Origin of the sequence: Mycoplasmopsis agalactiae (assembly GCF_000089865.1) — a bacterium.
GTDB classification, from domain to species: domain Bacteria; phylum Bacillota_I; class Bacilli_A; order Mycoplasmatales; family Metamycoplasmataceae; genus Mycoplasmopsis; species Mycoplasmopsis agalactiae_B.
Genome location: NC_013948.1, coordinates 367,173 through 378,338, shown reverse-complemented (window position 1 = coordinate 378,338; position 11,166 = coordinate 367,173). Strand labels below are relative to the sequence as shown.

The 11,166-nt window shown below is 29.0% G+C and carries 7 protein-coding genes; 3 read left to right on the top strand and 4 right to left on the bottom strand.

Annotation, left to right across the window (positions count from 1 at the left end):
• Positions 1-14: 14 nt before the first annotated feature.
• The 4 genes from mip to MAGA_RS01605 all read right to left on the bottom strand — a co-directional run bounded on the left by mip (position 15) and on the right by MAGA_RS01605 (position 8,651).
• Positions 15-2,594 (bottom strand): Ig-specific serine endopeptidase MIP, encoded by a 2,580-nt coding sequence (mip, locus tag MAGA_RS01620; protein WP_013021954.1) that lies wholly within the window; start codon positions 2,592-2,594, stop codon positions 15-17.
• A gap of 29 nt (positions 2,595-2,623) precedes the next feature.
• Positions 2,624-4,912: a putative immunoglobulin-blocking virulence protein gene (locus tag MAGA_RS01615; RefSeq protein WP_013021953.1), complete on the bottom strand. Its 2,289-nt coding sequence runs from the start codon at positions 4,910-4,912 to the stop codon at positions 2,624-2,626.
• A 207-nt stretch (positions 4,913-5,119) separates the two neighbouring features.
• On the bottom strand, positions 5,120-7,336 hold the full coding sequence (locus MAGA_RS01610; RefSeq protein ID WP_013021952.1) for a putative immunoglobulin-blocking virulence protein: 2,217 nt from the start codon (positions 7,334-7,336) through the stop codon (positions 5,120-5,122).
• A 241-nt stretch (positions 7,337-7,577) separates the two neighbouring features.
• Positions 7,578-8,651 (bottom strand): Mbov_0401 family ICE element transposase-like protein, encoded by a 1,074-nt coding sequence (locus MAGA_RS01605; protein WP_013021951.1) that lies wholly within the window; start codon positions 8,649-8,651, stop codon positions 7,578-7,580.
• A 603-nt stretch (positions 8,652-9,254) separates the two neighbouring features.
• On the opposite strand from MAGA_RS01605, the gene MAGA_RS04705 reads away from it, so the two are divergent.
• The 3 genes from MAGA_RS04705 (at position 9,255) to MAGA_RS01590 (ending at position 11,137) form a co-directional block, all read left to right on the top strand.
• Positions 9,255-9,449: a ParA family protein gene (locus MAGA_RS04705; protein ID WP_013021950.1), complete on the top strand. Its 195-nt coding sequence runs from the start codon at positions 9,255-9,257 to the stop codon at positions 9,447-9,449.
• Positions 9,436-10,107: a DNA adenine methylase gene (locus tag MAGA_RS01595; protein WP_013021949.1), complete on the top strand. Its 672-nt coding sequence runs from the start codon at positions 9,436-9,438 to the stop codon at positions 10,105-10,107. The genes MAGA_RS04705 and MAGA_RS01595 overlap by 14 nt, the downstream gene beginning before the upstream one ends.
• A gap of 190 nt (positions 10,108-10,297) precedes the next feature.
• Positions 10,298-11,137, top strand: coding sequence for a ParA family protein (locus MAGA_RS01590; RefSeq protein WP_013021948.1), 840 nt, complete (start codon positions 10,298-10,300; stop codon positions 11,135-11,137).
• The last annotated feature ends 29 nt before the right edge of the window (positions 11,138-11,166 follow it).

The following is an 11,166-nucleotide window of genomic DNA, read 5'->3' as shown; positions in this document are numbered from 1 at the left end:
GCTGTTTTATAGGATTATTTGGCATTATTGTTGTTGAATTTGAATGCTTCAGGAATATTGTTATCTTCTAAACCATCACTAAATAATTTGGTTTTAAAATTGCTATTGCTTGACTTATACATTTTTTCTAGCGCTTCTCTATATGAATTCTTTTGCTCCTTACCGCCACCATAAATTAAGTCATATTGTGGAAGGTTGTATTGTCCAAAAAGTTTATTGTAATCTTTACCAGGAGATCTAAATATAGCAGCTAAACCAGTTTTTGCACTGTCATTTGATGCATGATATACAGCAATTAATTCATTGTTTTTGTTTCTAACACTAGAACCAGATGCACCACCATTAGGAGCATAAAATCTAGGCATTAAGTGAAGTCCATAATTGACGTATTTCTTTGTTTTACTGTCACTTTTGTCAGTTATTGAATAGAATTCACCACCAATTGTAGGAGCTGCTAAAAAGCCATCAGTTAAGCCAGGTTTATCAGTAAAAGTTCTATAACCTATTTGATATGATAATCTGCCACCATTATTAACTGAATAATCAGGAAAAGCAGGTTGCTGACCTTCAGGCGTAGCTAGTTGCTTATATCATTTATGATCACCATTAACTCATAATGAGTAATTTTCTTTAGCAACTTTTATTTGATCTTCATCAATATATCTATCTAGATAGAAGTCTTTATCAGCACGAGGATAACCTAAGATGAATAAACCTTCTTTTTTATTTCATTTATCGATATCTTCTTGTTTTTTATCATTGATAGCTAAAGGAACATCAATGTCATCGTAGTTTTCTAAGTAAGATTTTGATTTGAATTTTATGTGGTTAGTTGTATCGTTTTGATAATCATTTGTGATTATCTTAATAAGTTCATCTTTGTTATTTTTGTTTGGTATTTTATTGCTTACATCTATGTTTTCACTTCAAACAATGACTTCAGAAGGATTCATTTTTTCAAAGTCAATTTCAATTACTGCAAAATCAATGTACTCTTCCACGTCTTCATAATCTTGTTTTTGACTACTATCAATGTAATCTTTTGGACTTGTATTTAAAAAGTCAACAGCATCAAAAACATTATTTATCATCCCATTAGGTTTAGTAAAGCTAAACCTCTTGAAGTTCGGGTCTAAGTCATTAAATTTAAATGTTGAATGAACACCAACATTACCATCAACTCTAGAAAGAGAAAAACCTGTTAATTCATGTTCTTTTAATATTTTTGCGACGTGTGAGTTAGTTCCGAAATAAAATTTTGTAGCTTGTTTTCCTGAATCAGGAAGTTGGTAGTCCATAATTCAAATTGTTCCGGAAACTCTGTCACCGAATTGGTCTGAATTCTTCTTCTCTTCTATTTTTTTCTTTTCTTCATTCTGTCAATTAATTAAATCTTGTTTTTTTCAAGAAGAATATTTATTTTTTTCCTCTTCATATTGCCTGTTTTCTTCTTCAATTTCTCTTTTGTGAGCGTCTTCTAAACCTTTTTTAGCTTCATCTGATAATGAGGCTCATTTTTTCTCTATTTCTCTGAGAGCAAAATTATGATTATTTGTTAAGACATTGATTTGTGTTTCTAGATAATCCTTAATTTGTTGTTCATTTTTGTCTTGGAAAAACTTAATATTCTTTTCAATTTCAGCTAACTCTCTTTTAAAGTCTTTTTTGAAATTGAATGTTATTTGATAAGTTTGCTTTGCAATTGTTTGGTAAGTTTTATTAGGAATTGTTCTAGCAAGTCCATTTGTTTTAGGTAATTCTCTACCTAAAGTGTCAATATGTGAAGCTGATTTACCTACTTCATTATTAAATAATTTAAGACCGCTTACATTACCATCAGTACCATAAACAGGAAGAGAAAAACCTTTTACTGCTGCATTTTCATAGCTATCAAAACCAACACTTTTAGCTATTTCATCAAATTTTTTCTTTTGATCAGCAGTTGTCTTATCAAGCCCACGTTTTGCTAATATATCACCGCCGCCTCATCAGCCCTTGATACCATCAACATAAAGCTTGTTGTCATAATCAAAACGCTTCTTTTGATCTCAACCTAAATAAGTTTTAAAGCCACCAGCACCTTTAAGAGCATCATTTGGATCTCTTTGTAACACACCTGAATGGTGTAAACCATTATTAGATTTTAACCCTGTGACCCTAAATGCTTTTTCTGCAGTTTCATTTGTTTTCTTGTTCTTGAAGTTAATAAAAACATTTAATTCACCTTTAGCATTAGAGATAATAGTTGGCAGCTGTTTTTCAGTTGTAGCATTAACTACATTAGCATCAATGATATCAGCATACTTTTCATTAACAACTGCACTTAAGTTATGATAATTATCTTCAATTTGTGAAGGCAAAAATTCACTTAGTGGTCTGCTGCTCTCAGGTGAGCCAAAAACTAGTTTAACTAATTGTGAATAATCACCAGTTTGAGCTATTAATTTTTGAAACTCTTCACTGCTTAAATCTTTAACTCTTTCTACAGTTTGTGAATTTTTCTGGCTTGTGTTGCACTGGGCAGCAACAACTACTGAAGCAGGGGTTAGTATGCTTGCAGAAGTAATTAATAAAATCTTTTTGTTTTTATTCATAGTATGTTTCTCACTGTTTTATAGGTAAATTAGGTATATTGTAATCCACTATCTTCTTCAACCTTGTAACCTAAGCCTGCTAATTGTTGTTTTAGTTCAGTAGCACTAGAATCAACCTTGATTGATTTATTTCCTGCTTTAAGCGAATCACTATAAGCATAGAATTTACGAAGGTTTTCTATAGCACTGCCATCTAGTTGTCTAGTTCCTTCTTTTAGCTTAATCTTGATTGATTTTGTAGTACCACCATTACTAAAGAAAATTTTAGGTGGTTCAGGTTCTCCAATTGCTAAGTTTTCAAGTCCTGCGACGCTTAATTCATCTGAAGAAATTTCAAATGAATCGCTTGTATTAGCTAAAGTAAGTCTTTTAACTTTTCTAGAACCATTATTAGGTTTTTCAATATCATGGAATACTAAACCTTTTAATGATTTAATATTTGGCACTCTTGAAAAGTCTAAGCCAGTTGGATAACTGTTTCCGCCTTCAGCAGTATCAGGTTCAAGCCCTGAACCATGTCTTCCTTGGAAAAATGGTTCATTGTTTCTTACAAAATAAACCATTCTTAGGCCGTTGTTGATTCTTTCATAGTCGCCGACTTTTGAATAATCCTCTTGATCAAAAGCAACTGTATCAAATGAAATTCTAGTTGCTATAGGTGTATTAGGTGGATATTGTGCACTAACGTTGTAATCATTTGTATTAATTCATTCAACCTTATTCAATGATCAAGGGTTGAATGATCATGAATCTAACAATGAATTACCCATTGTATATAATGATAATTCTTTAATATTTTTATCTTTAAGCGCAACTAAACTAGATGTATTAGTTGCTTGAGCTGAGAAGAATAGTTCTAATTGAGGAAGATTATCAGGAAGTGATTTTAATATGTCTTTAAACTCTTGACTAGGGCTAGTTACTCCCATATTGAAAATTCTGTATGAAGTTATTTCTTTGTTATTTGCCTTGAATTTTTCAACTAATTCTTTTATTTTTCCGTATCCTGAAGAATTAGCAGCATCTATTTCAACTACAATACCACTATTTCTTTTACTTCCATCATTAACTGGATTATTTCTAGTTAATTCAAATACTTTAATTCCATCACTAGGTTGGATATTGTAAGTTGATTGATATTCAGAAGACTTATCAGTTTTAGTTCATCCTGGAAATTTTCCTGAAACAATAGAATCAGATGAACGAAGATATCACTCATCATAATCAAATGCTCTTCTAGTTGAATTATCTCTAGATAATCTAGAAGTTACTGTGTTGTATTGATCCGGCACATCTCAACCTAATGAATCTATTTCACCATCAGCATTGATAATTGCATTTCTTGGATCAATAGCTAATCCTTGCTTAAGATAATTTAATGACTTTTGAGATATCTTTGTAAACTTACTTTTATCTAGGTTGATAATTATTCATAGTAGTTTTTGATTAGGAGTTTTAAAGAATCCTGATTTAACATGGTTTTCGTATTCTTCGCGCTTGCCTTCTTTTAGAAAATCTCTAAACTTCCCTGAATCAATAAGTTGCTTGTAACGATGTATTTGTTCGTCTCAAGTGCCTGGATTTTGCTTAACTAAAACATCTTCAGCTTTATCTAGCCCTTCGTATGTTCCTATTGCATCAGCAATATTGTAAAGATTATTACTAAATAGTCCAATACCTTCGCCTTTATTGCTACCTAAAGCATTTTCAATGACTTTGTTTTTTAAATCTTCTGTTACTTCAATCCCTAGCAACTTAGACACAGTAACATTTTGGTAAGGATTAACATTAGTGATTCCTAATTTTTGATCCCTTTCTGAAACAGGTCTATCAGGACGAGCTAAAACTGTTGCGTTGACTTCAACACCAAAAATTATGACTTTTTCAGTTCTTTCTACTAATGCAGAAATATCAGGTTTATAGTTTCTAATTTCAGGAGTAATTCTAGGAGGTTCTGGAGTAGAAGCTGGTTCAGCTGGCTTAACTTCTTCAACCTTAGGAGGAGTAATTGTTTCTTCAGGTTTAACTTCAATTTTAGGAGCAACAATAGGTTCTATATCTTTAGGTTTTTCTAAAACTTTTGGCTGCTTTGATAATTCTTTAATGTTTTTATCAGTAATTGAATTAACACTTCTTGAGTAATCAACATTGCTTGAAGGATGAAGCAATGAATCACTTTCACTTGAGAATAATAATTTACTTAAATTATTGTCACTAGCAGCGTTATAAATTAGCACACCAGAAGAGACAGAAGCTACTATTCCAGCTGTGAGCGAAATTAGTAAAATTCTGCTCTTTTTCTTTTTGAAAATACTCATATTACTCCTAAAATTATTATTTTATGAAAATTATCTAACTTAACTAAAAACCCTATAAATAGGGCGTACAGCAATAAGTGTAAAGGGAAAGTGTTTTTTTAAAAGCACAAATAAATTTTTCTGTTATAAATATGGAAAATTTGTGGAAATAACTAAATAAGTAGTGTTTTGCTAATCAATTTATTTAGAGTTTTTTAGATAAATTTACTATGTAAAAGTATAGCCTTCTGTACCAACTTCAACATTAAATCCAGCACCCTGTAGTTGACTGATTAATTCACTAGCACCTTCAGGAACTATTATTTTCTTACTTGCTCTAAGAACATCATTTAATTGGAAGAATTTATTTAAGTTTGTAAGTCCTTCTGAACTTAATCTTTCTTTAGAACTAATTTTAATTGTGTTTGTTGTATCGCCATTACTAAACATAATTTTAGGTTTGTCACTATCGCCAGGAACTGGTTCCATTATATGATGGAAACTAGCTTGATTAAGTTCATTGCCTGATATTTCAAAAGTAGTTAAATTATTAAATAATGTTAGTCTTTTAATTTTTCTTGCTTTATTGCTTGGATTTTGAGTATCATGAAACTCTAAACCTCTAAGTGATTTAATATTAGGAACTCTAGAAAAGTCTAAGCCCACAGGATAGCTATTATCACCTTCAGCATGGTCAGGATTTAATCCTGGCCCAAAGCTTCCTTGGAATGCTCTTTCATTGTTTCTAGCGTAGTAAACTAATCTTAATCCGTCATTAATTCTTTCAAAGTTATTCTCTGTTTTATAGTCTTCTTGGTCAAAAGCTATAGTGTCAAAAGTTATTCTAGTTGCTAATGACTTGTTTCTGCCATATTCATAACTTACATTGTAATCATTGGTATTTATTCAAGCAGTGTTTTTAAAAGCTCATGGGTTAAATGATCATTTTTGCAATAATGAATTGCCTAATGTATAAAGTGAAAGTTCTTTAATTTTTTTATTTTCTAAAGCAATTAAACTACTTGTATTAGTAGCATTAGCTGAGAAGAATAATTCTAATTGTGGTAAGTCATCGGGTAAGGCAGCTAAAATTTCCTTAAATTTTTGAGCTGGATCTGCTTCGCCCATATTTTTAATACGGTATGAAGTAATTTTTTTGCCAGCCTTTTTAAGATCTTCAATTAACTTCTTGGTTTTAGCATAACCATCAGGATTTTTAGCATCAATATTAACTACATAACCTTCATTAATTTGGCCATTTTCTTCCTTGATTTTTTCAATTCTTTCCAATTTATGTACTGTTATGCCATCGCCTTCTGAAACTCCATATGAACTAAACTCACTAGTTGCATCTGTTTTCTTTCAACCTGGATAATTGCCTTCTTCAGTATCATCAGGTGAACGTCAAAAGTATGAATTATAGCCAAAAACTCTTTTTAAGCTATTGTCTCTAGAATATCTAGAAGTTACAGTATTAAATTCAGGAGAAGGCGATCAAGCATGTGCGTCAATTTCCCCATTAGCATTTATTTTTGCATTTCTTGGGCTAACAACCAATCCTTCATTTAAATACTTATCAGATGTAGAAGCTAATTTTGTGAATTTGGATTTGTCCAAATTAGCTATTAATCAGATGTATTTTTGATTAACAGAAGCAAACTGCTTGGTTGGATATTCACTTTTAGCAGGTTCTTTTAAAAAATTAACAACATTCTCTGAATCAAGCAATTCTTTATAGCGAAATAGATTACTTTCTCATATTTGACTATTTAGTTTTAACACGCCTTCAGCAACTTCCAATGAATCTTTGTCAACATTGATTAAGTCATCAATAACTTTGAAAAATGTGCCATCAAAAAGTCCGTCACCTTCACCACTAGTTAAAGCTTTATTGACTGTGCTTGTTCTTAATTCATCAGTTACTTCAACTGATACTAATTTATTTACTATAGTGCTTTGATAAGGTTCTCTATTTGCTATTCCCTTTTTTATATCATAGTCAGTGACTTTTCTATCTGGAGTAACTTCGACTATTGCAAAAACTTCTACACCATTAAGATTTATTTTTCTTCTTTCAGTAGTTGGACTAGCAATTATAGGTTGAGATTCAACTGGTTTTGGAGCTTCTTTAGGTGGTTCAATTGTTGCTGATTCTTCTACTTTAGGAGTTTTAATAATAATTGGTTCAATCTTAGGCTCTTCAACCTTAATAGGTTCAACAGCCTTTTCAGTTACATTTTTGTCTCTGATTGAATCATTAGTATGCTTAACATTATTACTATTAGCTAGTTCTGAATCAAATGAATCTGAAGAGAAAATAGATTTTGCTAAGTCAAAATCTGAAGATGCTTTATAAATAGCTGCTCCAGCAGCTACTGAAACAATGCCACCTGATAAAAGTGAAAACATTAGAATTTTATTTTTCTTAGTCTTTAGAATCTTCATATTTTCTCCTCATTTTTATTTTTTTTAAAAGGGAATGAAAGTATTAAGTGGGTAAGATGGTAATTCAATTCTTACTTCAATATTTATTCTACTCTATTTTATTTCTGGGCATAAGAAAAATTCACAATATTTTATTATTGTGTTTTTTATCCCTGTTTTGTAGTACTTTTAGTCAAATTAAATGATTATTAAATTGTGGTTTGTTTCAGAAATTATTGTTCTAATAATTGTATTGATTGATTTAAGCCCAAAATTCTTTCCTATATATCTTTTTTAAGTCGTGAGAAACAAATGTTTCAGCATTACCACTTGTGTAATATTTGTTTGTTATTGTCTCATTTATGAACTTATTATTAGTTGTATAAAACCTTATGAATTTCTTTATATCATTGATTTTTTGCACTGTTTTAGGCTTGGGTGAGAGTAAATTAATTGTATGCTTTAAATAGTTAGTAAACTCATCAAATTTACCTTTATTATACAAATAATTAAGCTCTTTAAAATGGTCTATGCCATCAAATATTCTCTTATTTGCCTTGTTTAATGTTTCATTAAAGCCATATATTTTAAATAGTTCTCTAATAAAGTGATATTTATCAAATACTCTAGTGCTTTGTAGTGCTGTTGCTAATGTAGTAATAACTTTAGCTCCATCTCCTGAAACAATTATTTGCTTATTTGCATATAGTTTAGATAAAGCATTTTGGATTGCATTATGAAATCCTGCTTCATTTTTCTTAATATCTTGCTTAATTCCTAAGTTACTAATTTGCATTATTGTAGTTTTATTTTTTATTTTGTTATCTCTATTATGTTCTAGTGTATGAATTGTAGCCATTCTACATCTAAATTTAGCTTTATATCCATTAACTCTAGCATAAAAATATGAATCATCTGTATCAATCTGAATTGCATCATATTCTTTATCTTTGTGACATTTTAATTCATCCATATTTGCCTGTTTTATAGGGGTTTTGTTTCTATGATATGCATAAATATAATAAGGTATTTTATTGCTTTTGACTTTGCCTAATTTTTTGTAATTACGTTCATAGAGCCTATCATTTAAGCATCTTTCTATATCATCAATGTAATATTTAAGTCTCTTATTATGTTTTAATATCTCATTATGATAGTAAACAAAGCATTTTCTAGTCACTTTGTGTCTATACATATATAGAGTATAGTAATATGCTTCGCCTTTTACTATGATTACTCTTGTTATCTTACGTTCAACATGATATTCTTTTTTACGTTCGGCACTGTTTTTGTATTCTTCAGCTTGCTGGTCTCAAAGCATAAAAAGTTCTTGCATAATTTCCCCTTTATGCCTTTATTATAGATAAAAAAGGAAAATTATCCAAATTAGTTTTTTAACTTATTTAGATATCTTTTCACTAAAAAATATATGTCAAAGTAATTACTTTATACTTACAGTCTAAGTACTTAGTAATTAGTTACTAGTTACACTGTAATTACTTTTAAAGGGCTTTAATTAGCTAAATTATCAATAAATTTTTTACCAAATTATGAAAACTTTTGCATTCCTAGCTAACTAATATAATTGCAAAACACTAATAATTGTTCTTTATGTGCTTAAAATTGGTTATTAAATAAGTATATTTGCAACAACTATAGACAGTAATTAATTTATGATTGCTTGTTAATTAAGTTGTTGTTTATATTAATGAAATATATAAGTCAATTCGATTTAAAAAGTGCATATATTTCTTATGTTACCTAAAGTAAAAAGGTAGTTTTACCCTGTTTTTTATATGTGTATTGTTGTGCTTTTTTATACATATGCAAAACAAAATATAATTACAAACTAATTACATTCTAATTAGTAGCTAATTACTTTCTAATTATTTTATAATAGATTGTAATTATAATTACACATACAGAAACAAGGAGATTAATGACTTTTTTTACTTTCCATTCCAATAAGGGGGGAGTTGGAAAGACAACAATTACACTTAACATTGCATATGCTTTAGCAAAGCAAAATAAGAAAGTTTCTAAGAAATTTAATATCTATAACTTAGACAATAAACAAATATTTGAATTATGTTTTAAAAGCAATTATAGGGTTTATAATAATGAAAAATATTAAGCCTGTTATTAGTTATTATGGGTCTAAATATAGATTATTAAAAAATATATTTAATGTCTTAGAGTTAAACTCATCAGATATATTTTTAGATTTATTTGGCGGTTCAGGAATAGTTGGAGTTAATGCTAAGCATTTATATAACTGCCAAACTATTATTAATGATTATGATAATGTTTTGCCCTTGGATTTATCTTATGCTCTAAAAAACATCTTAAGCTTTGAAGGCAATTTAAAGAGCTACACTAAAGCAAGGTTAGATTACTTTATTAAAAGATTAGATAATGGCTGATTGGATAAACTAAACATTTACAACCAGATATTGCAAAATATTAAAATAACTCATTGTGATTACAAAGTCTTATTACAAGATATTATAGATAGTCAAGACAAGATCACAAAGTTATATGTTGATCCACCTTATTTTAATAAAACTCAAATGTATAAAACTAGTTTTACAAAGCAAGATCATATTGACTTGTTTAATATGTTATCTAAGTTAAAAGGACATACCAAAATAGTTATCAGTTATAACAATGAACCTTTTATAAAAGAGCTTTATAGAGACTGAACTATTAATGAAATTGATAAGACTAATGTTTGTGGAATTAGCAAGACTTCATCAAAAGTTAAAGAACTATTAATTACAAATACTATTTAAATAAATTAGCTATTGATTAAATAAAGAATTAATGTCAAAATAAGCATTATAAAAGCCAAGTTATAGTATCCTGGCTTTTTCTTTATTCTAATTACATTCTAATTACTTTATAATTAGTTTCTAATTAGTTTATAATTATATTGTAATTACTTTCTAATTACAAATTAACATATAGCAATAAAGGAGATTAATGACTTTTTTTACTTTCCATTCCAATAAGGGGGGAGTTGGAAAGACAACGATTACACTTAACATTGCAGATGCTTTAGCAAAGCAAAATAAGAAAGTTTTAATCTTTGACTTTGATAGTCAAGGTTCATTATCAAATGTTCTTAAAAGTAATATAAACTACAATGAAGATGATTCAGGTAAATGATTAAAAAGAACATCAACAGAGCAAGAATTAGCTAATACTATTCAGCATTCTAGAATTAAGAATATATATTATGTACACACCAATTCTTTATTAAATAATGTAAGAAATTCATTGCTTAATACAACATTAAGAGAACTAGTTTTAAGTTCAAACTTAAAGCTAATGAATAATTACTTAGTTAAATTAGGAATTGATTATGTATTCTTTGATCTAAACCCAATCTTTGATGATATAGCAAAAAATGTTTATATTGCTTCAAAGACAGGTATCATCCAAGTTGTAGAACCACATATTTTTAGCTTGCAAGGACTTAATGTTATGCTTTCAGAATGAAAGAATAATACAAGAGAACTTGGTCTTAATGACAATATCCAGGGCATTATCCTAAATAGAATTAAATCTAATAAGTTATCAAAAGACTTCTTCTTTTTCTTGCATGAAGAATATGGGGACAGAACATTAAAAACATTTATACCTGATAATATAGGTATGGCTACAAGTACAATTAGTTTATCTTTTTCAAGTGATATAGCAACACTTAATAAATGAAAAAGACCTAAATGAGTTTTAGAGAGTGACTATAAGGACTATATCAAGGATGGCAATCCAATAGAAAATTTAATTATTGAATTACAAGAAAGAAAGATCCTATAATTAGTTTCTAATTAGCTACTAATTACTTT